The sequence below is a fragment of the uncultured Maricaulis sp. genome, from assembly GCF_947259345.1.
Classification (GTDB): domain Bacteria; phylum Pseudomonadota; class Alphaproteobacteria; order Caulobacterales; family Maricaulaceae; genus Maricaulis.
The window spans coordinates 134,039-160,545 of the sequence record NZ_CAMYLS010000033.1; the positions used below are offsets into that span (position 1 = coordinate 134,039).

Consider the following 26,507-nt stretch of genomic DNA (forward strand, 5'->3'; position numbering starts at 1 on the left):
TCAGGCCGCCTCCCCGAGATACTTGTCATAGCCTTCGGCCTCGAGTTCGCGGGCCAGTTCCGGGCCACCGGATTTGACGATGCGGCCATCCGCCATGACGTGGACGACGTCCGGCGTGATGTGGTCGAGCAAACGCTGGTAATGGGTGATGACCAGCATGCCGCGATCGGGCGCACGCAGGGCATTGACGCCGTCCGACACGATCTTCAGCGCGTCGATATCGAGGCCGCTATCGGTCTCGTCGAGGATCAGGAATTTCGGCTGGAGCACCAGCGCCTGGAGAATTTCCAGCCGCTTTTTCTCACCACCGGAAAAGCCGACATTCACCGCCCGCTTGAGCATATCCATGGAGACATTGAGCTGTTTCGCCTTTTCGCGGATCAGCTTCATGAATTCCGGCGCTGTAACCTCCTCTTCCCCGCGCGTCACGCGCTGGGCGTTGAGGGCTTCCTTTAGGAAGGTGATGGTCGGAACGCCGGGGATTTCAACGGGATACTGGAAGGAGAGATAGAGGCCCAGGGCCGCGCGCGCTTCCGGCGCCAGTTCGGCCAGGTCCTCGCCAGCGAAGGCCATTGAGCCGCCGGTGACCTCATACCCATCGCGGCCAGTCAGGACATAGGACAGGGTTGATTTGCCCGAACCGTTCGGCCCCATGACAGCATGAACCTCGCCCGCCGGCACCTCGAGCGAAAGACCTTTCAGGATCGGCTTGTCCTCCCCGTCCTGGGTTTCGACTTGGCACTGGAGGTCTTGGATTTTCAGCATGGTCTCTCTCATTATCCTGTCGAACCGGCCGGACCGGTCATTGTGCGTATTCGGCTTCGCAGGCGGTGATGATGGCAACGGCATCCAGCCCGCGGGCCGCGAGCCCTGAACGATCGGTGATGGTGCAGCGCCCCTCGGCGGCGTCGATCCGCATGTCGTAAATGTGCACGATGCCATCCATATCAAGCCGCTGCGCTGTTTCGTGATAGGTCGCCGCATTCTCGCGGGTCATGGTGATCACCAGACCGTCGCGGAGATCGAAGGCATCGACACCAAAGCCGCCGAGCTCGCCGGACGGGTAGTAGATACCGTCTTCATCGGCCTGCCAGACATAGTAATAGGTGTTCACATTGCCGGTGATGTAGGGGATGAAGAGCTCGGGCCTGCCATCCTCATTGATGTCGCGCAGGGTTGGCGCAGAAACGACGCTTTCAATGGTCAGCGGGTTGGCGGTGTCAAGCAGTTTGCCGCTCATCGGGTCGTGTTGCGTAAAGGTGAGGACAGATTCCCAATCACCTGTTTCATAGGCGAAATTCAACAGAACCTCGCCAGGCATCAACGCACAATCGACGGTCCCGGCATCGCCGATTTCCAGCATGTCACACCGGGGCATGCCGTCCTCGGTATGGGTGAAATCCTGGGCCGATGCTGACGCGCTCAGCGCCACCGCCACGATGATCGCTCCCGGCATCATCCTGTGCTTCATCCTGGTCATCATCCTTCCCCCTCCCAGTAGTCCACCGGTTCGGCGGCAAAGGCGCGATGCCGGAAAGCCGGCTCATCACCATCGCCCTCGGTCCAGCGCACCGCGCCGACCTTATTGCTGTCCGGATATTCCACCACATCGACCGGCTGCATCGTCGAGACGCAGATATATTTGAGATCGCCCGTGCCGGTATTGATCAGCTGGTGGGCGACATCGCGGCCACCGGTCGGCGCCGCCAGGACATGCCCGGCGCGCACGGCGTGACGGTCCTCGCCGAAACGGTAGGTCCCCTCACCCTCAAGAATGATGACGGCTTCCTCGATGGCATGGTGATTGTGGTAGGGGAAGGCCGTCTTGCCCGGCGGCACAATGGTCAGGCAACAGCCCAGCTGCTGCAGGCCGATCAACGGCCCGAGCCGTGCCAGATCGGCCGAGAAGGTCTCGCCATGCGCCATGGTTTCCAGCGGCGCGTCGTCGATATGGGTGATGGGGGAGCGGGTCACGGCGTGTCACCCTCCCGAACCTGGACGGAATGGCTTGTCTGTCCATAAAAACGCATATTGCTAGCCGTCAAACTGAAACTCGGACCCTCCGGTGGGGCCTGACCGCAATCGTCGCGTCGCCGGTATTCGACCTCGACAACTTGACGAACCGGGCTGGTGACAGCGCCAGCATCCTCACGCAGCGTGACCGCATTTTGCATCGACGTAAAACGCAGACCACAATGGGTCACGACAACCCGGTCATTGCTCGCCCAACTGATGGCAAGACGGTCATCCTGCTCCAACGGCGACAGGCGGTCATCCTCAGCCAATCCCAAATATGCCACGGCGTACTCGGCCTCACCCGATTTCAGTGTCACCGTCGACTGCGAGAATGAGCCTGTAATTTCGCCATTTGTGATGAGGTCATGGGTGGCGGATTGCACGGACAATGAAAGCTCGCCCGACGGCGATACCGCTTCACCCAGCACTTCCACTCGGCTGTCATAGGAGAAATCGGGCTGCCAGAAGCCCGATACGAGGAACCAGTCCCAGATCACCACGCACAGGACGACCAGCCCCCAAATCGGGAGCAGTCCTTGCCAGATGACCCGCAGAACCAGTTTCATCACCCCACACTCCCCTCAAGCGAGACCTTGAGCAGGGCCTGCGCCTCGACCGCAAACTCCATCGGAAGCTGTTGCAGGACGTCGCGGACGAAACCATTGACGAGCAGGGCCGTGGCGGCTTCCTCGTCCAGACCACGCTGGCGGGCATAGAAAAGCTGGTCTTCGGAGAGCTTGGTCGTGGTGGCCTCGTGCTCGAGCACCGCCTTGGGCGTCTTGCACTCGATATAGGGCACGGTATGGGCGCCGCACTGATCACCGATCAGGAGGCTGTCACACTGGGTGAAATTGCGCGCGCCCTCGGCCTTCGCATGCACCGAGACCAGGCCACGATAGGTCTGGTCCGATCGGCCGGCCGAGATGCCCTTGGAGATGATGCGGCTGGTCGTGCCCTTGCCAAGATGGATCATTTTGGTGCCGGTATCGGCTTGCTGGCGGCCATTGGTCACCGCGATCGAATAGAACTCGCCGCGCGAATTCTCGCCGCGCAGGATGCAGGACGGGTATTTCCAGGTGATGGCCGAGCCGGTCTCGACCTGGGTCCAGGAGATCTTGGAATTCCTGCCCCGGCAATCGCCGCGCTTGGTGACGAAATTATAGACCCCGCCCTTGCCGTTCTCGTCGCCCGGCCACCAGTTCTGGACGGTGGAATACTTGATCTCGGCATCATCCAGCGCGACCAGTTCGACCACGGCGGCATGGAGCTGGTTTTCGTCGCGCATCGGCGCCGTACACCCTTCCAGATAGGACACATAGGCGCCCTTGTCGGCGATGATCAGCGTGCGCTCGAACTGGCCGGTGCCTTGCGCATTCATGCGGAAATAGGTCGAGAGCTCCATCGGGCAGCGCACGCCCGGCGGCACATAGACGAAGGACCCGTCCGAGAAGACGGCGGTGTTCAGCGTGGCAAAGAAATTGTCCGAGGCCGGCACGACCGATCCGAGATATTTGCGCACCAGCTCGGGATGGTCCCGAAGGGCTTCGGAGATCGAACAGAAGATAACGCCGGCCTTGGCCAACTCGGCCTTGAAGGTCGTCGCGACGGAGACACTGTCGAAGACGGCGTCGACGGCCACCCGGTTTTCCGAGCCTTTGACGCCGAGAAGCACTTCCTGCTCCTTCAACGAAATGCCCAACTTGGCGAAATCGGCGAGGATTTCCTCGGGCACATCGTCAATGCTGTCATACTTCGCACCGGCCTTGGGCTCGGCGTAATAGTGGATGTCCTGATAATCGATCCTGGGATAATGGACCTTCGCCCACTCCGGTTCCTTCATCGCCATGAAGCGTTCCAGGGCGTCCAGGCGCCATTTCAGCATCCAGTCCGGCTCACCCTTCTTGGCCGAGATGAGACGCACAGTCTCCTCGTTCAGCCCTTTGGGAGCGAGATCCTGCTCGATGTTCGTCGTGAAGCCGTACTTGTACTTGTCGGCTTCAAGATTACGAACGTCTTCAATGGTTTCCTTGACCGCAGCCATGATATCCTACCGCCTGTTCAGGCACTTGCTTTGAGTGTCGGGGAAATGCGCGCCAGAGCCGCCGACCAGGCGTCGACTAAGGCGTCTGCATCATCCGGTTTCGAATTCCAACCCAGGCTTACACGCACGAAGCCCTGCGAGGCCGCTTCTGGCAGTCCGAGCGCGGTGCCGATCTTGGAGCCCTTGGATGTGCCTGAGGAACAGGCCGAGCCGGCGCTAATCGCCACGCCGGCGAGATCGAGCGCCATGACCTGGGTCGCACCGGGCCAACCGGGCTGGCTCAATCCCAGCGTATTGGGCAATCGCGGCGCGTCGGCACCAATCTCGATCAGATCCGGAGACGCCGCCTTCAAGGCCGCTGCCATGCGATCGCGGGCTTCGGCCAGTCGGGCAAACTCGGCCAGACCGGCAACCGCCTCATCCAACGCCGTCGCGAGGCCGACAATGCCCGCCACATTGAGCGTGCCGGCCCGGCGTCCCTTTTCCTGACCACCACCATGATGATGACGGGCCATCGGGGCGTCGCAGGATGCCAGCAAGGCGCCGACGCCTTGCGGGCCTCCGAATTTATGGGCCGAGATGGCCATGTAGTCACAACCAAGACCCGCGAAATCGACCGCGATCTTGCCGACGGCCTGGATGGCATCGACCACACTCAGGCCACCAGCTTCGCGGATCAGCGCCGTCGCCTCGGCGACCGGCTGGATCGTGCCGATTTCATTGCTGGCCAGCATCATGGCAAGCAGCGGCTTGCCGTCGGCCAGTGTCCAGCGCGACAGGCGCGCTTCCAGCCAGGCGGTCTCGACGACGCCCTGACCATTCACCGGCCAGACTTCGACCGGCAGGCCGGTCATGGCGGCCGTGGCGGCGACGGCTTCATGCTCGATCGCGGTGACAATGATCGTCCCGATCCCGCCTGCGCGGAGGGCCGCATGAATGGCCAGGTTCAGGGCCTCGGTACCGCCGGAGGTAAAGACGATATCCTCGGGTCTGGCACACAGCGCCTTGCCGATCAGGCGCCGGGCCGTTTCGACACGCGCCAGTGCCGCCTGCCCATCCGCGTGCACGGAGGACGGATTGCCGACACGGGTCATCATCTCGGTCATCGCTGACACGACGCTCGGACGCACCGTGGTGGTGGCGTTATGGTCCAGATAGATGCGGGTCATGATTACTCGGCGGCGTGAATGTCGCCGGCACCAAGCCGTTCCCGCGGTGCTCCAGCCGGGCGCTCGATGCGCCCCACCGCACCGGAGGCGGCACCAAAGAGCCGACGCTCCAGGACATCTTCCAGCGTGATCGAGGACAGGAAGAGATAAATGTGCCGACCCAACTCGTCCCACAGGTCATGGGTGATGCAGCGACGACCATCACTGAGACAGCCCTTGGCTTCAGAACAGCGCGTCGCGCGCAGCGGCTCGTCAACGGCCAGGATGATGTCCGAGATACGGATCTGGGTCGGCAGGCGGCTCAGCTTGTAGCCGCCGCCCGGCCCGCGCACCGACGACACGATGTCGGCACGGCGCAGCTTTGCGAAGAGCTGTTCCAGGTAGGAAAGCGAGATGGATTGGCGCGACGCGATGTCGCTCAACGTGACCGGACCGGTTTCGGCGGCATCTGCCAGGTCGGCCATGGCCATCACGGCATAACGCCCTTTTGTGCTCAGCTTCATGCGTTTACCTCCTTAAACACTCGCATCCGGCAGGCCGATCATGCTAAGACCCGCCTTTCCGGAGGGGGGCCGACCTCGATGCGAGGAATGCTGGTCCAATATCCGAGTGAATTAGTCAAGAATATGGGCGCGCTCTTGTGCACTTGCAACGGGCGATTTGCCGCATATTCACGGGACACCGATGTTAAGACCCAAAAAGGCGAGACTGAATGCCTGATGTGATCATTCCCGGCCCGGCCGGCCGGCTTGAAGGGCGCTACAGCCCGAGCGAAGACGCTACCGCACCGATTGCCCTTATCCTGCATGCCCATCCGCTGGGTGGCGGGAATATGGAAAATCCCTCGGTGGACATGATGTATGACGTGTTCCGCAAGCGGGGATTCGCAACGCTGAGATTCAATTTCCGCGGTGTTGGCCGGTCCCAGGGCAGCTATGATCAGGGCCTGGGTGAGCTCTCCGACGCGGCGACCGTTCTGGACTGGGTCCAAGGCTATAACCAAGGCGCGCGCTTTTGTTGGGTCGCCGGACACTCCTTCGGCGCCTGGGTCGGTATGCAATTGCTGATGCGCCGTCCGGAGATTGCCGGCTTCATTTCTGTCGCTCCGCCGACCAATATGTATGACTTCACTTTCCTAGCCCCCTGCCCGGCCTCAGGCATCATCGTCCATGGCTCAGCGGACAAGATCGTACCGCCCGATGATGTCGAGCGGGTAATGTCGAAAGTCCGCGTTCAAAAAGGAATCGAGATCTCAACGGAGATCGTGCCCAACGCCAATCACCTCTTCTCCGACCATCTCGACATTCTGGAAAAGCATATCGAGACCTATCTCGATGAGCGCCTTCCACTGGTCGAGAAAGAACGCTCCGAGCGGACGATTACCGGCAAGCGCTGAGCCGCACCGCGCTGGCAGACAGATAAAAACCCCGGCCTCCTGGTCGGGGTTTTTTCTGCCGAAAATCTCAGTTGGGATGAACAATCCGGCCACCGCAGACCGGTTCCGCAACCCCTGTTGTCGAAGGTAACGAGGTCGGCAGCCCCGCAGCGACCCGCGCGGCAAGCCAGGCAAAGGCTTCGGCTTCCAGCAAGTCGCCGCGCCAGCCCGCAGCCTCGACCGGTTCTGCCGCAATGCCCGCGGCCTCACCTATTGCCGCCATCAGGACCGGATTATGTCGCCCGCCGCCGCCGACAAGCAGTCGCACCGGACGGCCCAGCGCCGTAATGGCGTCTGCCACTGTTCGGGCGGTGAACGCAGTCAGGGTCGCGGCGCCGTCCTCCACAGACAGATCGAAAACCGGGTCCAGCGTGAAGTCCCAGCGGTCGAGAGATTTCGGGGGGGACAGCTTGAAGAAGGGGTGAGCCAACAGGACCTCCAGCGCGCCGGGGTCAACCTCCCCGCGCGCCGCCAGCTGGCCACCCCGATCATAGGGCTGGCCGACCCTGTGCTGGCACCAGGCATCAATCAATCCATTGGCCGGTCCGGTGTCAAAGGCCACCGGGTCGGCATCCGGTGCCAGCCAGGTCACATTCGCCACGCCGCCCAGGTTGAGAATAGCCAGCGGACAATCAAGCCCGGACTGGTGCGCCAACGCGTCATGATACAGCGTCGCCAATGGCGCGCCCTGCCCGCCCATGTCCACATCCGCTGACCGGAAATCAAATGCAACCGCAATCCCGGTGGCCCGGGCGAGCGCCGCGCCATCGCCGATCTGAAGTGTCTGCCCGTTACGCCCTTTTTGCGGGGCCCGATGCAGAACCGTCTGACCGTGAAAGCCGATCAGATCGATGTCCGACGCGGCCAGACCGGCGGCATCCAGAACGCGCTGGACAGCGAGGCTGTGGCGCAGGGTCAGGACCCGCTCCGCCGCTTCAAAGTCCGGCAGGGCACCGTCAAATCCCCAGGCCAAGGCACGATCAACAGCATCCTGCAGTATGGCTCGGTCACTGTCGGAATACGGCTGGGTTTCGCCCGGACCGAAACGGTGGATGCCTTCGCCATCGGTTTCGATCAGGGCAGCATCAATACCGTCCAGCGATGTCCCGCTCATCAGACCGATGATCCGTTTCATGCAAGCCCCCTCTTTTCCCCGCTCGCCACTCGACCTAGAAGCGTCTTATCAGGAGAGAGCTTCATGAGTGATTACAAGTCCGATCTCGTGCGCACGCTTGTCGAGCGCGGCTACTACAATGACGCGACCAATCTGGAGGGTCTCGACAAGGCCGCCCTGGACGGCGTCGTGACAGCCTATATCGGATTTGATGCGACAGCTTCCAGCCTGCATGTCGGATCACTGGTCCAGATCATGATGCTGCGCCGTATCCAGCAGGCGGGCCACAAGCCGATCATCCTGATGGGCGGCGGTACGACCAAGATTGGTGACCCCTCCGGCAAGGACAAGACGCGCTCCATGCTGGACGACGCGGCGATCGCGGCCAATATCGAGGGCATCCTCAAACCTTTCCGTCCGCTGATGCAGATCGGTGACGGTCCAACCGACGCCCTGGTCGTCAACAATGACGAATGGCTGTCGGAATTTGGTTACCTGGAATTCCTGCGCAAATTCGGGCCGCACTTCACCATCAATCGCATGATGACTTTCGACTCGGTCAAGCTGCGGCTCGAGCGCGAGCAGCCGCTCACCTTCCTCGAGTTCAACTACATGCTGCTACAGGCCGTCGATTTCCTCGAATTGAACCGGCGTTATGATTGCACGCTTCAGCTTGGCGGCGGCGATCAATGGGGCAATATCGTCAATGGCGTAGAGCTTTGCCGCCGCGTCGACCAGAAAGAGGTCTTCGGCTTCACCACGCCGCTGATCACCACGGCATCCGGCGCCAAGATGGGCAAGACCGCCGATGGGGCTGTCTGGCTCAATGATGACCTGAAGAGCCCCTACGAGTACTGGCAATTCTGGCGCAATACCGAAGACGCCGATGTCGGGCGCTTCCTGCGCCTTTTCACCGATGTCGGGCTGGACGAGATCGCGCGTCTGGAAGCGCTTGAGGGCGCGGAGATCAATGATGCGAAGGTGCGCCTGGCCAATGAGGCCACCACATTGCTGCATGGTGCCGAGGCGGCGCGTGCCGCCGAGCAGACGGCGCAACAGACCTTTGCTCAAGGTGGTACCGGCGCCGCCCTGCCGACCATCAGCTTTGAGGGTTTGGAGAGCGGCGAGGTCACCCTGGTGAGCCTCTTCGTGGCAGCCGAGCTTGCCGGATCGAATGGCGAGATGCGGCGGCATATCAAAGCCGGCGCTGCCAAGGTCAATGACAAGCCGCTCGCCGATCCCTTCGCCAAGGCCGGCACGCAAGACCTGGTCGAGGGTGCCATCAAGCTGTCGATCGGCAAGAAACGGCACGCCCTCGCCAAGCCGACCTAATTGCCGTCGTCAGGCTCCGGATCTTCCGCAGGCTCGAGCGAGGTCTGTGGCGCATCAGGAGTCGATTCTGCCGGCCCCGGCGCGGGGAGCGCAGGCGCATTCTCACGCTCACGCGCCGCGCGTTCGGCGGCCGTGCCTTCAAACATCCGGCGCAACACGCCAGGTGCCAGGGCAGAGAGCGGATTGGCAAAGACGGTCAGGCTGTCGAACGGGCCCTCGACCGAATAGGTGATTCCGATCACCCCTTCCCCCGGGCGAGAAACCAGCACCTCTCCGATCAAGGGAACGCCGGCGAACAATGAATTGATGACATAGGACGGCGCGAGATTGCCGTCGATGGCAGCCCGACTTCCGGCAAAATCAATTGTTCCCGAAGCGGTCACACCCAGGGCATTGCCCCGCGCCCGGGCATCGCCAATCGTCAACAGGCCGGCTTCCCAGGCGATATCCGCATCAACCGCATCGAAGCTGATGCCTTCCCCATTCAAAAGCGCCCCCAGCCCCTGAAAGGAGCCCGCGGCCAGGATGCGCGCGAGGACCGGGACCTGAACAAGCGTCAGGTCACGAATTTCAACCCGAGCGGTCAGCGGGCCCTCTGTCCCTAATGGCGGCGCGCTGCCGAGCACCGAAACCAGCCCGCCATGGGCGTAACCCTCGATACCGATCAGAGCCGACAGGCGTTCCAGTGACTGGGCCTCGATGCGAAAATCCCGGGGACCGCCCGGCTCGGACGCACCGAAGGAAGCCTGAAAGGGTCCATCCACGGCATTGCCCGAGACAGAGACAGCCCGAATGCCTGCTTCTTCGCTGCGCCAGATCAGATTGAATTGATCGAGCACGCTCGACTCCGACAGGATGAGACGCCCGACATCGACCTGAAGCGACAGCGGCAGGGTGATCCCGCCTTCCCCACCCATCGAGGTGAGATGCGGCACGATCGAGCTGATATCCGCATACTGGCCCGTAAGCCGCATGCGCAGCGGCTCCCCGACAACATCAGCTGGCGTTATTCGACCCGCGACCTCCATCAGATTGTCGACATAGATTCGATCTGCCTCGATTTGGCGCAGCGCCCCGTTCGCGCCAATCCGTGCCGAGGCTTCAAGCGCTGCGCCGTCAGCCTCGAGTCGAATCGAGTCCAGATCGAAGCCACCGTCTTCCGTTTGGGTCAGGCTCAGCGTCGCGCGCCCGGGCGCCCCGGCTTGCTTCGACCAGACGCCGCCCGGCGCTTCGATCAGCGCATCGACGAGGTCTGCCTCGATATCAACCGATCGGAATTCAAGGCCATCGGAGACGGCTTCAGCAGCGATCCGGATGGCGCCGTCCAGATAGCGACGCGCCGGCATGTTGAACTGATCCAGCGTGCGCGCATTGATCGTGGTTTCCAGCCCGATCCGGGTCGATGGTTCACCATCGGGCAGGCCGAACCGCTCGCGCCAAACCACCTGAACAGGGGCATCAAAGAGGCGCGCCGTGCCGCTTGCCTCCAGACCTTCCTGGCTCGCCGAAATCACCACATCGCCCTCGCTGAGGGCGTAATCAGTACCGGGAATGTCCAGCGACGCATTGTTGAAGCGCCCCTCGATGAAGAAGGGGATGTCCTCTGGATCAACCTCGGTAAGCATGGCGCGGCGGATTTCGAAACGCATCTCGCCCTCGCCCCCGACCAATGTCGGATCGAGCCCGTAGTCGGAGACCAGATAGAGTGGATCCTCATCAATCAAGGCGAGAATGTCGGCGGCCTCACCGCGCGCAACTCCGCCATAGCGCGCCATGGCGCCCTTGGGATTGAGGCGCGGCATATCGACGAAACCTTCGCTCAGCACGATGTCCCCGATCACACCACTGTCCAGGGTCACTTCGAAGGCATTGCCGTGCAGGACAGCCGAGCCCCGGCCCTGCGTGATCGGGGTCATGGTCGAGATGTAGCGCACATGGGCATCTTCAAAGTCGAAGCTCAGACGCATGCGGTCATTGTCCAGCCGACCGGCCTCGATCGCTGCGGCGGGAAGGTCAAGATCAAAGCGGGCATTGTAGAAACGCCCCCCGAGAATGCCTTCACTGACCCATTCGCGAGCGCCATCGGCGAGTTCAACCGGCCAGTAGGCAAGCACGGTTTGCGGCTGAATATCTCCGGCGATCGGGCCGGCCAGCTGCAGATTGGGCAACCAGCGCCCGTCCAGGCCCTGTTCGAGCTGCAGCCCGCCGCTCAGTTCGGCCTGGATCGTGTCGATCACGACATCAAGCCTGTCGAGCGTCAGGGCGAATTCATCGAGACGCACTTCACCGGACGCGGCCAGCAATTCCCACTCCGGGGCCCGCTCGAAAACTGGCCCCATATCGATGAACCCCTGACCGATTGCCAATTCGAACCGGGCGCGGGTCGGCAGGGCACCATCATATCCGCCGATCTCTGTCAGACGCCCCTCGACGGAGGCTGCGAAAAGATCAGACCGAACGCGGCCGCTATGCAGCGTCATCACAGCATCAACCGGGTCGAAGCTCGCATATAGATTGGCCCCGGCGAACGCATGCGTCTGGCCATCAACAAGGATCTGGCCAGCACCAATATCCAGCTGCATGGACGCAGTCCGTATTCCGCTGTCGCGCGTCGCATCGACGACCAGATTGAGATTGATTGGCGCATCCAGCGCGCGCAGGGCTGAGACCGGTCCGGAGTCAGGCAGGATTCCCGCCGGAGACAGGCCTTCAAACCGCGCCTCCAAAAGGAGACTCTCGAGATTATTGCCGGCCCGAAGGCGCAAGGAAACCGGCGCGAATCCGGACGGCGTCGCCAGCCTCCCGTCGATCTCTGCCAGAATGCGCGCATCATCGCGTTCAAAAATGACACCCGCAGAATCAACAAACCAGGCGAGGCCGATCACGTCATCGACCACACGAACCGCAGCGTTGGATACATTGACGCGCCGTAAGCGTCCGAGCTGCGCGGGCGCATCAGGACCCGACAGGATCTCAAAAAGTGAGGCGCTGTCATCACCGCCACGCTCTGGCAGGCGGGCGCTCGCCGCGACACGTTCGACCCCACCAAGCCCCGCGCCTACCGCGCCGTCAGCCCGGCGCACGATGGACACGGATCCCCCATCAATGGTGAGCTCGACCGGTTCGATTCGACCGAAGATGAGCGCGTCTGCAGCCAGTCCGGCCTCGATTCGCGGCGCCCGGGTGACGACTTCGCCGGAGGCTTCGGCCACCGTCACATCCGTCGCCACCATGACGATTGCCCGGGTGGAAGGCTCGAAACGGGCTTGCAGCGTCCCCAGGGCGACGACCTCACCTTCGAAGGCCGAGGCCAGCATGGCCTGGGCATCCTCGCGCAGAAAGTCGAGCTCGACCGGCCCGGACGATAGCCGCCAGAGGACGAACCCGATCGCGAAAATGATCAGCGCCAGCAGCGCCGCGACAGCCTCGAGCAGATAGATCAATGTCCATTTGACGGATTTGCGCAGCATTCAGACCGGCCTTCCCGCAGTCCGCGCACTGGACGTGGCGGCCTGGAAACGCACATTACACGGCGAGACCGGCCTTGCAGGCGAAACCAGACAGGGAAATGACATGAGTGAACTCAAAACCGGCGACCTTGCTCCGACTTTCACACTGCCCGCCGATGGCGGCGAGACTATCGATCTTGCCGAGCTGCGCGGCCAGATCGTTGTGCTTTACATGTACCCCAAGGACAACACACCGGGTTGCACCACCGAGGCTCTCGATTTCACCGCTGCGGCCGACGCGTTCACCGCTGCCGGGGCCGTCGTTATCGGCCTGTCCAAGGATAGCGTCAAAAAGCATGACAATTTCAAGGCCAAACATGGGTTGCAGGTGCGTCTCGCCTCCGATGAGGATGGCGAGGTCGTGGAGGCTTACGGCTCCTGGGTGCAAAAGAAGCTCTATGGCCGCGAATACATGGGCATTGACCGCTCGACCTTCCTGATCGACCGCGAGGGCCGCCTCGCCCGCATCTGGCACAAGGTGAAAGTGAAGGGCCATGTCGATGAAGTCCTCGAGGCTGTGCGCGCCCTTGGCTGACACTCACGACATCACGGCCCTGGCCCGCAGCGTTCTGGCACGCGGCGACCCCGCAGCTAAAACCGGGCGGGCGCACGAGGTCGCACAGCTCTGGCGCGCCGGTCGGTGCATTGTCCCCGATAGCGCGCCTCGGCCGGACGATCAGCCTGCCCGACCGGCTCACCCGGTTCTGATTGCGCCGGGTGATGTCCCGCGGCGACGCCTGAATACGGTGCCCGGCCGGATCGCCCTCTTGCATGCCGTTGCCCATATCGAGTTCAACGCCATCGACCTGGCCTTCGACATGGTCGCCCGCTTCGCCTGCGATGAAGCACTCGCTCCGGAGGCCCGGCATGCCTTCGTCGATGACTGGATAGGAGTCGGCGACGACGAGGCCCGCCATTTCCGCCTGATCACCGACCGGCTGGCGGATATGGATGCGCAATACGGCGACCTGCCAGCCCATAACGGGCTCTGGGACGCCGCCATGGCAACACGCGACTCGCTGCCGGCCCGGCTCGCCGTCGCGCCCCTCGTGCTCGAAGCGCGCGGGCTGGATGTGACACCCGGCATGATTGACCGGTTGGTCTCTGCCGGGGACACGGTCAGTGCCGACTGTTTACGCGTCATCTATGCGGAAGAAGTGGGACATGTAGCGGCTGGTGCCCGCTGGTTTCGACATGTCGCCGCGCGGGCCCAACGCGATCCTGTTGACTGGTTCAAAACCCTTGTACGCCAGCATTTCAGTGGCGGCTTGAAACCGCCTTTCAACGCCGAGGCGCGCCTGAAGGCGGACTTGCCACCTGAATTTTACCAAGACCTAACCTGATCCGGCGCATCTCTTGCATCGGACTTGTTGATATTGGGCCCGGTTTTGTGTCACATGCTCGCCTTGGGGCCCGGGGTAATCGGAACAGAGCGGCGTACTGCATGTTCACTAGAGTGAAAGAAGCTGTTTGGGGAACGGCTCAACGTTGGTTTCCGGACCGACAAATCTACCATCGCTCAGATGGGCAGGTGCGTTACTTTGCCATCTCCACAACCGTTCAGATTTCCGCGCTCCTGGGCGCGACGTTTCTGGCTGGCTGGCTGTGCTTCTCCACTGTATCTGTGGCCTTCCACGGTCAGGCCATGGCCGCCAAGGAAAGTGAGATCGAGCGCGAACGACTTGAATCACACCGCCTTGTCGCCGAGGCCCGCGCCACCGAAGCGACTGCGATTTCGTTGATGGAATCGCGAATGGAAGAATTCGACCGCACCGCTTACGAATTCCAGATGCGCCACGAGACCCTGCGCCAACTCGTCGAATTTGCCGAGCAACTCACCGGTCAGGAAATGGAGCCCTCTCCTGCGCTCGCCGATGGTCGCGTGCTGATGGCCGCAACGCCCGCCGATCCGACCCCACGTGAGGCTCGCGACCCGCTGGTTTCCGTCGCTGCCACGGCATCCGGCGAACCGGAAGACCAGATCACCTACTTGATGGGTGAACAGGATAGCGTCCTGGCCCACGCGGAAGATGCAACGGAGGCGCGCCTGCAAAACTTGCGCGCAGTCTTGCGTCTGACCGGTCTGAATCTGGAAGATGTGATCGCTGACAACCGTGACACCAACGAAACCGGCGGCCCGTTTATTCCGATCAGCGAGTCTGGCGCCTTTGCCTCCTCTTCGGTCAATATCGACCAGGCTTTCTCCAGCCGGATTGCCCGCATTGCCTCGCGCCTGCTGGAAGTCGAGGAACTTGAGGATTTCGTCGAGGCCGGCCCGCTCGGCGAGCCTGTCGGTGACACATACCGCCAGACCAGCGATTTTGGCCTGCGCATCGATCCGTTCAACGGTCGGCCCACACCGCACCGCGGAATGGACTTTGGCGCCTATCGTCGCGCGCCGATCGAGGCGACCGGACCGGGCCGGGTCATTTACGCCGGCTGGCGGGGCGGCTATGGTCGCACGGTGGAGATCGACCATGGCTACGGCTTTGTGACCCGGTATGGCCATCTTCATGAAATCGACGTGCGACGTGGCGATACAGTCGAGCGCGGTCAGCGTATCGGGGGGATGGGGTCCACGGGGCGCAGTACCGCTACGCATCTGCACTATGAAATCTGGTATAATGGATCGGCGATCGATCCTGAGCGTTTATTGAGAGCTGGCCAATATGTTCAACAAGGGTAACAAAGACTCTTCGTCTCCCGAGACCGCTGCGTTTAGCGCACCACCGAAAAGGACCGCCATGAAATCGAAAGCCCCCTCCATTCTTTCCGGTGATCTCGTTCTGACCGGCACGATCGTTTCGGACGGTGAAATCCAGCTGGATGGCACTGTTGATGGCGATGTGCGTGCGGGCTCGCTGATTATCGGCGAAGACGCCACCGTGTCCGGCGAAGTCCAGGCAGAGACCGTGGTGATCCGTGGGCGCGTGACAGGCAGCGTCCGTGCCCGTCAGGTGCAGCTGGCGTCCACTGCCCGCATCGAGGGCGATATCGTCCATGCCGCCCTGTCGGTAGAAAGCGGCGCTTTCTTCGACGGTCATTGCCGTCACTCGTCGGATCCGCTCAAGGATGGTGGGTCATCCGGCAAGACGACCTCGTCGAAGGATAGCAGTGCCAAGTCCGAGCCTTCCTCCAAGGCCGACAGCAAGCCCCCGGCCCCGGCCAAGGAGCAGGACCCGCTCGGTTCGCTCGAGCCGCCGGTCGCGAGCAAGTCCGGCTTCTAGCCGACGGCGATATCAGTCATGAGAACCGGCGCTCCAATGAGCGCCGGTTTTTTTGTGCTCACTGCGGATGTCCCAGGCGGCTGATTTCCAACGACATTCCTAACGCTTGCGAGCGGACAACGCCCTGGAGTTCTCACCTCAGCACCTCTTGATCAGACAAGTTTGTATTTCAAACTTGTCTGTGCTACATGATCGGCGACACCTAATTGGAGCCCTTCATGACCATCGCCCCTTCCCCCCGAATTCACGCGCTCGATGCGGTGCGCGCCCTGGCCTTGTTTCTCGGCGTGGTGCTCCACGCCTCAATGTCCTTCATTCCCGGAATACCGATCTGGATCGCCCAGGACAGCCAGGCTGCGGCCGGTTTCAGCCTCGGTTTCTTCGTTCCGCACATCTTCCGGATGGTGCTGTTCTTCATGATCGCCGGCTATTTTGCCCGTATGGCCCTCGGCCGACGCGGCATTCTGGGTCTCGCCCTCGACCGCGCCAAGCGCATCGCCCTGCCCCTGATCACCTTGTGGATGCCGCTCTTCGCGCTGATCGTGACAGTTGCGATCTGGGCCACAATGCGGGCCCATGGCGGCGAAATGCCGGACCAGGAGACGCCGCCCCTGACAGCCCAGAATTTCCCGCTGACCCATTTGTGGTTTCTCTACCTGCTGGTGATTTTCTACGCAATTGCCTTGCCTCTGACGGCGCTTGTGCGCCTGGTCGACCGTTCGGACCTGAGCGGCAAGATCATCGACACCATCACCGGGCTTCTGGCTCGCACCCCGCTCGGCACCCTCCTTCTGGCGGCCCCGCTGGCCGCCTGGTTTGTAACCACGCCAATGTGGATGAGCTGGTTCGGAATTCCGACGCCGGATACCGGCCTCATCCCCAATACCGGCGCGCTGATCGCATACGGAACCGCTTTCGCGGCCGGTTGGGCCGCCCATCGTCGCAGCGATCTTGTTCTGGCGGCCTGGAAAAGCGCCTGGCATATGAATCTCGCAATCGCGATTGCGCTCACGACATGGCTTGTGATGGAGCTCGGTGTGACGCCGAACTTCACACTCGTGGAGGCCGGTTTGGACCGCCTGCCGGTTGCCGCCGCCTACACACTGGCGATCTGGACCTGGACGTTCGGCCTGACTGGTGCCGCGCTCGTGGTCTTCTCGCGCGAGAACAAGGTCTGGCGTTATCTGGCGGACTCCTCCTACTGGGTCTACCTGATGCACTTGCCGCTGGTGATGGCGTTGCAAGTCGCCCTGTCCGACGTCGCACTTACTGGCCTGGTCAAGTTGCCACTAATCCTTGCGATCACCTTCGCAATCCTGCTCGGCACCTACCATCTGATTGTCCGGCACAGCTGGATCGGGGGTTGGCTGAACGGCCGGCGAGCCGACAAGGCTCGCATCGAGCCTGCTGGCATACCCACTGATGCCTCGACCTGAATCAAGGCATAGTTCCGGCGCGCTCGTTGACCCGACGCGCCGGAAACCGTTCGAGGATCCCCATGACTGATGAACTCGCCACAGCTCGCGCCGACCTCGCTTTCCTGCGCAATCTGGCCGAAGGTGACCCGCGCCCCTCGGCCGGCGCCAGCCTGCTCCTGATGACAGCCGGGCTCCTCTACGGATTTGAAACACTTATCCACTGGATCGGTGTAAGCGGCCTTGTCGCTCTGCCGGACTGGGTTCATTTCGCCGCTGCGATAGTCGGGACGGGTGGCTTCCTCCTCGCCCTTGCCTTCATTCTCTGGATGGATCGGAACCAGCCGACCGGCACGGCTGCGCGCAAGGCCTATGAAACCGCATTCATGGCGGCCGGACTGGCCAATCTATCCATGGCCTTCGTGTTCGGTTTCAATGCCTTCAGGACCCAGGACTTTACGCTCTGGCTCTATTATGTCCCTGTCGTGTTTGCCCTTCAGGGCGCCGCCTGGTTTGTGGCGAGCCGTGTTCAAAAGCGTCTGTGGTACGGGGTTGTGGCCATCGGCTGGTACCTGGCCGCTGCCGCGCTCGGGCTGACAATGAACGACCCTGCCATGTTCAACCTGATCGCGTCACTGGCCCTGCTGGGCCTGATGGCCGTGCCGGGCTTCGTGCTGTGGCGGTTGTCCCGCGCGGCAGACTGATCCGTCCGCCATGAGCACGCCTCCCATCGGCCAGATCGACGAGATCATCCACGGACGCCTCAGGCTTGGTGTGATGACCTATCTCGCCCAGGCCGAAGTCGCCGACTTCAACGAACTCAAAGCTGCCCTGGAGGCCACCCAGGGCAATCTTTCCGTTCACCTGCGCAAACTTGAAGAGGCCGGATACGTCACCATCGAGAAGAGCTTTCTCGATCGCAAACCATTGACCCGGGTCAGGCTTTCCAAGGCTGGCCGGGCCGCCTTCAGCCGCTATGTCGATGCCATGGCCAATCTGCTCGGCCAATTGGGCGCACCAGACGGGAGCGGAGACTAGGCCTCCTCCTCCTCGCCGCCAACGCGGGCGGCCAGTGCAGCGGCCATGAAGTCATCGAGATCGCCGTCAAGAACGCCGCCGGTGTTCGACGTTTCGACATTGGTGCGGAGGTCCTTGACCATCTGGTAGGGCTGCAGGACGTAGGAGCGGATCTGGTGCCCCCAGCCGATCTCGGTCTTGCTGTCAGCTTCCGCCTGCGCGGCGGCTTCGCGGCGCTGCAGCTCGATCTCGTAAACGCGGGCCCGCAGCATGTCCCAGGCCTGGGAACGGTTCTTGTGCTGGGAGCGGTCATTCTGGCACTGGACGACGACCGCCTTTTCCTCCCCCGGCATGTCATAGGTCAGGCGGACGGCACTGTCGGTCTTGTTGATGTGCTGACCGCCAGCACCAGAGGCGCGATAGGTGTCGGTCCGGACCTTCGATTCATCAATATCCACCTCGATCGCATCATCGATCTGCGGATAAACCCCGACGGACGAGAAGCTGGTATGACGGCGGGCGCTGGAATCAAACGGTGAGATCCGCACCAGGCGATGAACCCCGGTCTCGGTCTTCAGCCAGCCATAGGCATTCTCGCCCTTGACCAGAAGCGTGGTCGATTTGAGGCCCGCCTCTTCGCCGGCCTGCTCTTCCATGATCTCGACCTTGTGGCCGTGTGCATTGGCCCAGCGCGAATACATGCGCGCGAGCATGGCGGCCCAGTCCTGGCTTTCGGTGCCACCGGCGCCGGAATGGATTTCCACAAAGGCGTCATTGCCGTCGGCTTCCCCGGAGAGCAGCGTCTCCAGCTGGGCCCGGCGCATGCGTTCGGCGAGACGGTTGAGACCGGCGATGGCCTCCTCGACCATCTCCTCATCATCTTCCATCTCGGCCATCTCGATGATCTCGAGACTATCAGCGAGCTCCTGTTCGGATTCGACGACCGTATTGATGGCGCTTTCCAGCCGGTTGCGCTCGCGCATCAGAGCTTGCGCCTGTTGCGGCTGGTTCCAGAAGTCGGGGTCTTCCGACTTCGCATTCAGTTCATCGAGGCGTTTCTGGGCAGTATCCCAGTCAAAGACGCCTCCTCAGCAGGCCAACTGCCTGCTGGATTTCGTCGGACAGGGTCTGGATGTCAGCGCGCATGGGCATTCAATCCTGCGATTCTTGAAAAAGCATGTCGTGGGAACGGGATAATCAGAGCGGCCTGCCGAGACAAGCCGTGGCGTGCAGACCGACGCGCCGTTGCGATCAGTAGAGGCCGCCCAGCTCGTCTTCTTCTTCTTCATCCTCCCCGTCTTCCTCTTCGGCGAGCAGGAAGGCCAACGGATCATCGCTGACGGAGGACCGCGCGAAACTGAGCCCGCTTTCTTCCTCGTCCGTCTGGCGTGACGGCTCGGTGCCGGGGCGGAAAGCCTCCAGAATAACCCCGGACTGACCCAACACACCCGGCTCGCCCGTCCCGTGGCTGACCGGGACAAGTCGGACACCTGGCGGCACACGGAAGGGTGCGACCGGATATCCTTCCAGCGCCACTTCAAGGAAGTCGCGGGCGATCGGAGCAGCGACGCGGCCCCCAGCCTCCCCGCTGCCGAGCTGGTACGGCGTGTCAAAGCCGACGTAGACACCGACAACCAGATCGGGGCCGAACCCCATGAACCAGGCATCGCGGAAATCATTGGTCGTTCCAGTCTTGCCTCCGAGCGTCCAGGGCAGAGGCCGCAGGGCCGTACCGGTCCCGCGCTGAACCGCGCCTTCCAGCATGTGAACGACCTGATAGGCGGTCACTGGATCAATCACCTCTTCGCGCGTTTCCGGGAAGAGCGGTTCGAGCACGTCGCCCGGCTCCCACGCATCGACATCACAGGTTTCGCAAGGCAGGACTTCATGCGCGAAGATTGTCGCGCCGGTGCGATCCTGGACCCGGTCGATAATGGTGGGCTCGACGCGTCGACCGCCATTGACCATGGTCGCATAGGCCGAGACCAGCCGATAAAGCGTGGTCTCGCCAGCGCCCAATGACATTGCCAGAACCGGCTCCAGATCGTCGTAGATACCAAAGCGTACGCCGTAATCGACGATCGGCGCCATGCCCATTTCCTGGGCCAGACGGACCGTCATGACATTCCGCGACAATTCCAGGCCCAGCCGGAGGGTCGACATGCCGTAATAGCGCTCCGAATAATTGGACGGCATGTAGAAGCGCTCATCCGGTCCACCGGACGCGATGAAAGGCGCATCCAGGATCAGGCTGGCCGGGGTATAGCCATTGTCCAGCGCGGAGGCGTAGACGAAGGGCTTGAAAGCCGAGCCCGGCTGACGACGGGCCTGGGTCGCACGATTGAACTGGCTGTGCTGGAAGGAATAGCCACCCACCATCGCCAAGACACGCCCGGTGTGCGGATCCATGGCCATGATACCGCCATTGATCGCCGGCACCTGGCGCAGGCCGTACTGGCCGTCCTCATATCCGTCCTGATCAGCCAGATTCTCGACAAGAATAACATCGCCGGCCGTGAGCACCTCGGACGGGCGTGATACGACCGGACCGATTTCGCCATCAGGAAAGTTCTCGCGCGCCCATTCGAGCGCCGACATGGGAATCGAGCCCTCCTCGCCATTGAGGAGACCGATCCGCGCGGATTGGGCGCTGGTTTCAAGCACCACAGCCTGCAGCCAGCCTTCATCCAGATCGCGCGGAATCTCGGCTTCGGCCAGGCGTTCGGCCCAATCTTCACCCAATTCGATTGTCGACAAGGCACCACGATAACCGTGGCGGCGGTCATAGGTTTCCAATCCACTGCGCAATGCATCGCGCGCCGCCAGCTGCATACGGGTATCCAGCGTGGTGCGGATCGAAAGGCCGCCATCGTAGAGCTCGTCCTCGCCATAGAGCGAGAAGACTTCCCGGCGAACATTCTCGACGAAATACTCGGCCGCGGTGTAGGTCGCGCCGGACAGACGGTCGACCGTTTCCAGCGGCCTCGCCATGGCTTCCTGGGCCACGGCCTCGCTCACATAACCATTTTCCGCCATGCGCGAGAGCACCCAGTTGCGACGTTCGATCGCCGCTTCGTGGTGCCGGTCCGGATGATAGTTCGCCGGACCTTTCGGCAGCGCCGCGAGATAGGCAATTTCGTGCAGGTCCAGCTCGTCCAGCGATTTGCCGAAATAGTTCAGCGCCGCCGCAGCGACACCATAAGCCCGGTTTCCGAGATAGATTTCATTGAGATAGAGCTCGAGGATCTGATCCTTGGTAAAGGCGCGCTCCATACGGCGCGACAAGACCATCTCCTGGACCTTGCGTTCGAGGCGTTGCTCGCTGGAGAGCAGGAAATTCTTGGCGACCTGCTGGGTGATGGTCGACGCGCCCTCAAGGCGGCGCCCGTTCAGGACATTGCCGATATTGGACAGGCCGGCGCGGATGATACCCCGGAAATCGAGCCCGCCGTGTTCGTAGAAATTCTTGTCCTCGGCCGAAATGAAGGCGTGAACCACATTCTGCGGAATGTTTGCGATCGGCACGAAGACCCGGTGCTCGCGGGCATATTCGGCGATCAACAAGCCATCACCGGCATGAACGCGGCTCATGATCGGCGGCTCGTATTCGGCCAGCTGCTGATAGTCCGGCAAGTCGTCTGTGACGCGGACGACGTAGATGGCAACAACAATGAAGCCTATGACGGCCAGCACCGCAGCGGCGATCCCGCCCCAAAGGGCTGTCCGCAAGACATTACGCAAGGTGAAGATCTTCATTGTGCCCTCTGGCCACTCTACCCGCAGGTCAGACTGTTTGGTTGAGCATGACTCCGAGGCACCATTATGGCCGTGCTCGGTCCGGGATTAAAGGGAGTCAGCGAGCCGGAAGTGCAATCGTCTCACGATCGGCGAACATCTCGTCACCTCGATTGGCAAAATAGTCGTCGATCCCACGCACGATCGAGGTCATCTGGCGACGGCGATAACTGGCCGATGTCAGATTGTCATGATCGGCCCGATTGGTCAGAAAACCCATTTCCACCAGAACCGCCGGCACCCGGGAATCAAGCAGAACAAAGAGATTGGCCTGACGGTGCGGGTTCGCCAGCAGCGGGCCGGCACTGCCGAGATGCTCAAGCAGGACTTCGGCAAAGGCGGATGATTGATTGCGCTTCTCACGCAGCTCCAGCTCCACCAGGATATTGTTCACATCGGCTTGCGAGGTGTGGTTGGCGCCTTCCCGCGCACGTTGACGCGCCCGATTTTCGGCCCGGTCATTGAGCGTATAAACGGCTGCGCCCCGAACGCCGGAGTTCTGGGACGAGTCCGAATGCAGCGAGATGAAGAGATCGGCCCGGGATTCGGCCATCACCCCGACCCGTTGCTCCCAGGACGGATAGATGTCCCGGTCGCGTGTCAGCAGGACCTCGTAGCGGCCGGTCGCCTCAAGCTGGCGACGCAGCTCACGCGCGGCTTCCAGGGCGATATCGGCTTCGTGCGTGCCATGCAAACCGATGGAGCCGGGATCACTGCCGCCATGGCCCGCATCGACAACGATCACGCGGCGTTCACGCTGGGGCGGCACATACACGGCCTCAACGCGCTCCGCGATCAGCGAATCAAGCGAGTCGGCCCGCGTGTGTTCGAAACCGGATGTCGACTGGATATGGCCCGCACTGGCGCGCTCGACATCGATTACCAGACGGTGATTGCCACCGGGTGTGGCCGGGTCCAGAGCGAACTGGTTTGTGATGACCGCCGGATGCTCGAGCTCAAACACGACACGAGAGCTGGAGGCAGAATTATCGAAGAAACGAAAGGCATCCACGAGGCCGTGCCCGACGCCTTCACCCGATGCGAGGCTCGCGACTGACCAGCGCGAGGAGGGCAGATCCACAACCAGCCGATCAGCCAGCCCTTCCAAGGTGAACGCCCGGAAATCCGCCGGCTCGGAGGTCTCGATGACAACCCGCGTCGTCGCAAGGTCGACGCCAAAGCGCACATCGCGCACTTCCTGGTCGGTCAGACCCGGTCCGCAAAGCGTCAGCGCGCCCGTCAACGCCAAGAAAAACTGTTGAACCCGCATCACTACACCATCGCACACACCGTGATTCTGTCCACGGCTTTTGCGTAACGCTAGCGCATGGAACTTGACGTTTCGTTGATGCCGGGCCGGAATTTTCCCGAGCAATTCACCCACGGCGCGAAAGCCTTTTCATCTGCATTCGAATGTTGCATGTTGCCAACGCCTTGGCGACGCACCACCGGATGGCCGGTCGAGTGCGGCAGCCAGGCGCGAAGCGGCCGGTTCCAGTAATCGGCCACAACGCTAATCGTCGCCCCGGTCCGACCGAAGATTATTCCGGGGCCCCGACCGCCGCGTCCTCCCAGTCATGGAGCGGGACGCTTATGGTAACTGCCGATGCGCGGGGAGCGCCTGATGCCTAGAGCACTGAAAACAGGCCGCACCCCGTCCATCTCGCCCCCGCCGCCTCTTCCGTCCCTGTCTCGCCGACTGGCGAGCAGTCGATATTCGAGCGCGCGCGCAGGAGACGACTTTAATGTCCAAGAAAATGTTGATCGATGCGGGTCACCCAGAAGAGACCCGCGTCGTCGTGCTCGACGGTTCAAAAGTTGAGGATTTTGATTTTGAAGCGGCCGCCCGCCGCCCCATTCGCGGAAATATCTACCTTGCCAAGGTAACGCGGGTTGAGCCCTCCTTGCAGGCCGCCTTTGTGGAATATGGCGGCAATCGCCATGGATTCCTGGCCTTCAACGAGATTCATCCCGACTATTACCAGATCCCCTATGAGGATCGCGTCGCCCTTGCCGAGGAAGAAGCGTCTGCGGCGGATGAGGACGAGGACGAGCCGGATGACGCCAAGGCCGAACCCGCCCCCTCATCCGATGAAGCCAGCGCTGATGGCGAGTCCGACGGCGAATCCGAAGCTCCCGAGACCATCGGCGATGACAGCGAAGACGACGATATCAGCGACCAGCAGGCCGCCCGTCGTCGCCGTCAGATGCTGCGCAAATACAAGATCCAGGAAGTCATCAAGCGCCGCCAGATCCTTCTGGTCCAGGTCGCCAAGGAAGAGCGCGGCAATAAAGGCGCCGCCCTGACGACCTATCTCTCGCTGGCCGGGCGCTATTGTGTGCTGATGCCGAACACGCCGCGAGGCGGTGGCATTTCCCGCAAAATTTCCAATGCCTCCGATCGCAAGCGGCTCAAGTCGGTGGTGTCCGAGCTGGAACTGCCTAAAGGCGTCGGCCTGATCATCCGGACCGCCGGAGCCTCGCGGACCAAGACCGAGATCAAGCGCGATGCCGATTATCTGCTGCGCCTGTGGACGAATATCCGCGAGCTGACCCTGAATTCCGTGGCGCCGTCGCTGATTTATGAGGAAGGCAATCTGGTCAAGCGCGTGATCCGCGATCTCTACGACAAGGAGATCGACAGCGTGCAGGTGGAGGGCGAAGAGGCCTACAAGGAGGCGAAAGCCTTCATGAAGATGCTGATGCCCAGCCACGCCAAGAAGGTCCAGCACTACAAGGAAACCGTGCCGCTCTTCTTGCGTCACCAGTGCGAAGCCCAGCTTGAGGCCATCTATTCCGACGTCGCCCCACTCAAGTCCGGCGGCTATATCGTCATCAATCCGACCGAGGCCCTGGTCTCGATCGACGTCAATTCCGGTCGGTCGACGCGTGAGCGCAATATCGAGGCGACCGCGCTCAAGACCAATCTGGAAGCCGCAGCGGAAGCGGCACGCCAGATGCGCCTGCGCGATCTGGCCGGCCTGATCGTCATCGACTTCATCGACATGGACGAGAACAAGAATAATCGTGCCGTCGAGAAGAAGATGAAGGACATGCTGAAGCGTGACCGCGCCCGCCTTCAGGTGGGTCGCATCTCGCAATTCGGCTTGATGGAAATTTCGCGCCAGCGGCGCCGGTCCAGTCTGCTTGAAGGTTCGACCACGACCTGTCCGACCTGTAAGGGCACCGGCCATCTTCGCTCCACCGAATCGAGCGCCCTCGTCGCCCTGCGCGGGCTGGAAAAGGAAGGTACGCGTGGCCGAGCCAAGCGGATCCGCATATCGGTTCCGACCGCCGTTGCGATCTACCTCCTCAACGAAAAGCGCGATCACCTTCTGATGATCGAACAGCGCTTCTCCATGCGCATTTCCGTGGAAGCCGATGACTCAATCCTGGCACCGGAATTCTCGATCGAAGCGCTCGAGAATCGCGAACCGGGCGAGGAATTGACGATGACGCCGCTATCGGTCGAATCGATCGAGGAGATCGAGATCCCGGAAACGCCGGAAGAGGACACCGCTGAAAGCGATGACGACAATCGTGACGGGGGCGGGCGCCGTCGTCGCCGCCGCCGTCGTCGCAAGCCATCTTCCGACGACACCGCCGCCGCCATGGAAGTGGTCAATGTCGAGGGCTCGGACGATGAGGCCGCCGACGCGTCGGGCGATGGCAATAGCAATCGTGACGTCCAAGCCGAGGATGGTGAGGATCAGCCGCGCCGCCGTCGCCGTCGGGGTCGCCGGGGCGGACGAGGTCGTCGCCGCACCGAAGGGGATATCTCAAACGAGGAAAGTGCCGCCGCGGACGACAATACCGACGCTGACAAAGCTGCGCCGTCCGACGCTGTGAGCGACGCTCCGGCTGAGACACCCGCCGACGCGGGTCCGGCGGAAGAAAAGCCCAGGCGCAAGCGCGCACCGCGCCGCAGGAAGGCTGAAACCGAGGCTCCGGCCGAGGCTGCAGCGGAAGCGGCTAGCGAGGCCAAGCCCGATACTCCGGTCGAACCGCCGGCCGCAACCGACGAGGCGCCCAAGAAGCGCACACGGCGTCCGCGGAAGAAGGCCGTAGAACCGGCCGATGACACCCCGGCCGAAGCAGGTCAGACAGCGACGGCTCAGGAGGCGGCCAAACCGGTCGAGGACGAGGCCCCCAAGCCGAAGCCCCGCACACGTCGCAAGAAAGCCGACGAGCCGGCCTCTGAAACTGCCAAGCCGCCCGCAAAGGCGGCCGCGAAACCGGCAGCGGCCGCAAAGCCCAGGAAAGCCGCAACGGAATCCGATGACGCCAAACGTGAAACCGAAAGCGCCGATGCGGACAAGGGCGAGGCCGATGACGGCAAGCCGAAACGCCGCGGATGGTGGAACCGGACAGGTTTGTTCGGAAACTGACCAGGATCAGGGTTGTCCGGCACGGCCGGGCAACCCATCTTGGCTCTTG

General features: G+C 62.1%; 23 protein-coding genes. 10 read left to right on the forward strand and 13 right to left on the reverse strand.

Annotation, left to right across the window (positions count from 1 at the left end):
- Genes sufC through Q0X62_RS15155 form a run of 7 tightly spaced genes read right to left on the reverse strand, consistent with a single transcriptional unit; the run spans window position 1 to window position 5,729 of the window.
- Window positions 1–765 (reverse strand): Fe-S cluster assembly ATPase SufC, encoded by a 765-nt coding sequence (gene sufC, locus Q0X62_RS15125; RefSeq protein ID WP_297737749.1) that lies wholly within the window; start codon window positions 763–765, stop codon window positions 1–3.
- Window positions 766–802: 37 nt separating this feature from the next.
- Window positions 803–1,483, reverse strand: a complete 681-nt coding sequence (locus Q0X62_RS15130) for a hypothetical protein (RefSeq protein WP_297737752.1) — start codon at window positions 1,481–1,483, stop codon at window positions 803–805.
- Window positions 1,480–1,974, reverse strand: coding sequence for a cupin domain-containing protein (locus tag Q0X62_RS15135; RefSeq protein ID WP_297737755.1), 495 nt, complete (start codon window positions 1,972–1,974; stop codon window positions 1,480–1,482). Before Q0X62_RS15135 ends, Q0X62_RS15130 begins: the two co-directional genes overlap by 4 nt.
- Window positions 1,971–2,582, reverse strand: a complete 612-nt coding sequence (locus tag Q0X62_RS15140) for a hypothetical protein (RefSeq protein ID WP_297737758.1) — start codon at window positions 2,580–2,582, stop codon at window positions 1,971–1,973. The genes Q0X62_RS15135 and Q0X62_RS15140 overlap by 4 nt, the downstream gene beginning before the upstream one ends.
- Complete coding sequence (gene sufB, locus Q0X62_RS15145) at window positions 2,582–4,057, reverse strand: Fe-S cluster assembly protein SufB (RefSeq protein WP_297737761.1); 1,476 nt, start codon at window positions 4,055–4,057, stop codon at window positions 2,582–2,584. Before sufB ends, Q0X62_RS15140 begins: the two co-directional genes overlap by 1 nt.
- A 17-nt stretch (window positions 4,058–4,074) precedes the next feature.
- Window positions 4,075–5,226 (reverse strand): cysteine desulfurase family protein, encoded by a 1,152-nt coding sequence (locus Q0X62_RS15150; protein ID WP_297737763.1) that lies wholly within the window; start codon window positions 5,224–5,226, stop codon window positions 4,075–4,077.
- A gap of 2 nt (window positions 5,227–5,228) precedes the next feature.
- Window positions 5,229–5,729: an Rrf2 family transcriptional regulator gene (locus Q0X62_RS15155; protein WP_297737766.1), complete on the reverse strand. Its 501-nt coding sequence runs from the start codon at window positions 5,727–5,729 to the stop codon at window positions 5,229–5,231.
- Between the two features lie 209 nt (window positions 5,730–5,938).
- Here Q0X62_RS15155 and Q0X62_RS15160 point away from each other — a divergent pair, with 209 nt between their 5' ends.
- A complete protein-coding gene (locus Q0X62_RS15160; RefSeq protein WP_297737769.1) occupies window positions 5,939–6,622 on the forward strand; it encodes an alpha/beta hydrolase in 684 nt (227 codons plus the stop codon).
- Between the two features lie 67 nt (window positions 6,623–6,689).
- On the opposite strand, the gene Q0X62_RS15165 is transcribed toward Q0X62_RS15160, so the two are convergent.
- A complete protein-coding gene (locus Q0X62_RS15165; protein WP_297737772.1) occupies window positions 6,690–7,796 on the reverse strand; it encodes an anhydro-N-acetylmuramic acid kinase in 1,107 nt (368 codons plus the stop codon).
- A gap of 63 nt (window positions 7,797–7,859) precedes the next feature.
- Here Q0X62_RS15165 and tyrS point away from each other — a divergent pair, with 63 nt between their 5' ends.
- The gene (gene tyrS / locus Q0X62_RS15170) at window positions 7,860–9,107 is read left to right on the forward strand and encodes a tyrosine--tRNA ligase (protein ID WP_297737773.1); all 1,248 of its coding nucleotides are present in this window, start codon (window positions 7,860–7,862) and stop codon (window positions 9,105–9,107) included.
- On the opposite strand, the gene Q0X62_RS15175 is transcribed toward tyrS, so the two are convergent.
- Complete coding sequence (locus tag Q0X62_RS15175; RefSeq protein WP_297737776.1) at window positions 9,104–12,577, reverse strand: AsmA-like C-terminal region-containing protein; 3,474 nt, start codon at window positions 12,575–12,577, stop codon at window positions 9,104–9,106. The genes tyrS and Q0X62_RS15175 overlap by 4 nt on opposite strands.
- Window positions 12,578–12,680: 103 nt before the next feature.
- On the opposite strand from Q0X62_RS15175, the gene bcp reads away from it, so the two are divergent.
- The 7 genes from bcp (at window position 12,681) to Q0X62_RS15210 (ending at window position 18,296) form a co-directional block, all read left to right on the forward strand.
- The gene (bcp, locus tag Q0X62_RS15180) at window positions 12,681–13,151 is read left to right on the forward strand and encodes a thioredoxin-dependent thiol peroxidase (protein ID WP_297737779.1); all 471 of its coding nucleotides are present in this window, start codon (window positions 12,681–12,683) and stop codon (window positions 13,149–13,151) included.
- Window positions 13,144–13,959, forward strand: a complete 816-nt coding sequence (locus tag Q0X62_RS15185; protein WP_297737782.1) for a ferritin-like domain-containing protein — start codon at window positions 13,144–13,146, stop codon at window positions 13,957–13,959. The genes bcp and Q0X62_RS15185 overlap by 8 nt, the downstream gene beginning before the upstream one ends.
- A gap of 188 nt (window positions 13,960–14,147) precedes the next feature.
- Window positions 14,148–15,302, forward strand: a complete 1,155-nt coding sequence (locus tag Q0X62_RS15190) for a M23 family metallopeptidase (protein ID WP_297737785.1) — start codon at window positions 14,148–14,150, stop codon at window positions 15,300–15,302.
- Between the two features lie 58 nt (window positions 15,303–15,360).
- Window positions 15,361–15,843: a polymer-forming cytoskeletal protein gene (locus Q0X62_RS15195; RefSeq protein WP_297737787.1), complete on the forward strand. Its 483-nt coding sequence runs from the start codon at window positions 15,361–15,363 to the stop codon at window positions 15,841–15,843.
- 218 nt (window positions 15,844–16,061) lie between these two features.
- Window positions 16,062–17,279: an acyltransferase family protein gene (locus Q0X62_RS15200; RefSeq protein WP_297737790.1), complete on the forward strand. Its 1,218-nt coding sequence runs from the start codon at window positions 16,062–16,064 to the stop codon at window positions 17,277–17,279.
- A 62-nt stretch (window positions 17,280–17,341) separates the two neighbouring features.
- Entirely contained in the window at window positions 17,342–17,962 is a 621-nt protein-coding gene (locus Q0X62_RS15205) for a hypothetical protein (protein ID WP_297737792.1), read from the forward strand.
- Window positions 17,963–17,972: 10 nt separating this feature from the next.
- Window positions 17,973–18,296, forward strand: coding sequence for a transcriptional regulator (locus Q0X62_RS15210; RefSeq protein WP_297737794.1), 324 nt, complete (start codon window positions 17,973–17,975; stop codon window positions 18,294–18,296).
- On the opposite strand, the gene prfB is transcribed toward Q0X62_RS15210, so the two are convergent.
- The 4 genes from prfB to Q0X62_RS15230 all read right to left on the reverse strand — a co-directional run bounded on the left by prfB (window position 18,293) and on the right by Q0X62_RS15230 (window position 23,579).
- Window positions 18,293–19,421, reverse strand: a protein-coding gene (gene prfB, locus Q0X62_RS15215; protein WP_297737797.1) for a peptide chain release factor 2 whose coding sequence is annotated in 2 segments (ribosomal slippage) — window positions 18,293–19,351 and window positions 19,353–19,421 — 1,128 coding nt in all. Because the reading frame shifts where the segments join, the coding sequence is not laid out codon by codon here. The genes Q0X62_RS15210 and prfB overlap by 4 nt on opposite strands.
- 105 nt (window positions 19,422–19,526) lie before the next feature.
- Window positions 19,527–22,031 (reverse strand): penicillin-binding protein 1A, encoded by a 2,505-nt coding sequence (locus Q0X62_RS15220; RefSeq protein WP_297737799.1) that lies wholly within the window; start codon window positions 22,029–22,031, stop codon window positions 19,527–19,529.
- Window positions 22,032–22,128: 97 nt separating this feature from the next.
- Window positions 22,129–23,319 (reverse strand): N-acetylmuramoyl-L-alanine amidase, encoded by a 1,191-nt coding sequence (locus tag Q0X62_RS15225; RefSeq protein WP_297737802.1) that lies wholly within the window; start codon window positions 23,317–23,319, stop codon window positions 22,129–22,131.
- A 71-nt stretch (window positions 23,320–23,390) separates the two neighbouring features.
- Entirely contained in the window at window positions 23,391–23,579 is a 189-nt protein-coding gene (locus tag Q0X62_RS15230) for a hypothetical protein (protein WP_297737804.1), read from the reverse strand.
- A 236-nt stretch (window positions 23,580–23,815) separates the two neighbouring features.
- On the opposite strand from Q0X62_RS15230, the gene Q0X62_RS15235 reads away from it, so the two are divergent.
- Window positions 23,816–26,458 carry a ribonuclease E/G gene (locus tag Q0X62_RS15235; RefSeq protein WP_297737807.1) on the forward strand — a complete coding sequence of 881 codons (2,643 nt, stop codon included), beginning with the start codon at window positions 23,816–23,818 and terminating at the stop codon, window positions 26,456–26,458.
- Window positions 26,459–26,507 lie beyond the last annotated feature (49 nt).

What these genes read in the sequence shown, in the direction of transcription:
- sufC (WP_297737749.1), bottom strand. Translation starts at nt 765, where the DNA reads ATGCTGAAAATCCAAGACCTCCAGTGCCAAGTCGAAACCCAGGACGGG.
- Q0X62_RS15130 (WP_297737752.1), bottom strand. Translation starts at nt 1,483, where the DNA reads ATGATGACCAGGATGAAGCACAGGATGATGCCGGGAGCGATCATCGTG.
- Q0X62_RS15140 (WP_297737758.1), bottom strand. Translation starts at nt 2,582, where the DNA reads ATGAAACTGGTTCTGCGGGTCATCTGGCAAGGACTGCTCCCGATTTGG.
- sufB (WP_297737761.1), bottom strand. Translation starts at nt 4,057, where the DNA reads ATGGCTGCGGTCAAGGAAACCATTGAAGACGTTCGTAATCTTGAAGCC.
- Q0X62_RS15150 (WP_297737763.1), bottom strand. Translation starts at nt 5,226, where the DNA reads ATGACCCGCATCTATCTGGACCATAACGCCACCACCACGGTGCGTCCG.
- Q0X62_RS15155 (WP_297737766.1), bottom strand. Translation starts at nt 5,729, where the DNA reads ATGAAGCTGAGCACAAAAGGGCGTTATGCCGTGATGGCCATGGCCGAC.
- Q0X62_RS15160 (WP_297737769.1), top strand. Translation starts at nt 5,939, where the DNA reads ATGCCTGATGTGATCATTCCCGGCCCGGCCGGCCGGCTTGAAGGGCGC.
- Q0X62_RS15165 (WP_297737772.1), bottom strand. Translation starts at nt 7,796, where the DNA reads ATGAAACGGATCATCGGTCTGATGAGCGGGACATCGCTGGACGGTATT.
- tyrS (WP_297737773.1), top strand. Translation starts at nt 7,860, where the DNA reads ATGAGTGATTACAAGTCCGATCTCGTGCGCACGCTTGTCGAGCGCGGC.
- Q0X62_RS15175 (WP_297737776.1), bottom strand. Translation starts at nt 12,577, where the DNA reads ATGCTGCGCAAATCCGTCAAATGGACATTGATCTATCTGCTCGAGGCT.
- bcp (WP_297737779.1), top strand. Translation starts at nt 12,681, where the DNA reads ATGAGTGAACTCAAAACCGGCGACCTTGCTCCGACTTTCACACTGCCC.
- Q0X62_RS15195 (WP_297737787.1), top strand. Translation starts at nt 15,361, where the DNA reads ATGAAATCGAAAGCCCCCTCCATTCTTTCCGGTGATCTCGTTCTGACC.
- Q0X62_RS15200 (WP_297737790.1), top strand. Translation starts at nt 16,062, where the DNA reads ATGACCATCGCCCCTTCCCCCCGAATTCACGCGCTCGATGCGGTGCGC.
- Q0X62_RS15205 (WP_297737792.1), top strand. Translation starts at nt 17,342, where the DNA reads ATGACTGATGAACTCGCCACAGCTCGCGCCGACCTCGCTTTCCTGCGC.
- Q0X62_RS15210 (WP_297737794.1), top strand. Translation starts at nt 17,973, where the DNA reads ATGAGCACGCCTCCCATCGGCCAGATCGACGAGATCATCCACGGACGC.
- Q0X62_RS15220 (WP_297737799.1), bottom strand. Translation starts at nt 22,031, where the DNA reads ATGAAGATCTTCACCTTGCGTAATGTCTTGCGGACAGCCCTTTGGGGC.
- Q0X62_RS15235 (WP_297737807.1), top strand. Translation starts at nt 23,816, where the DNA reads ATGTCCAAGAAAATGTTGATCGATGCGGGTCACCCAGAAGAGACCCGC.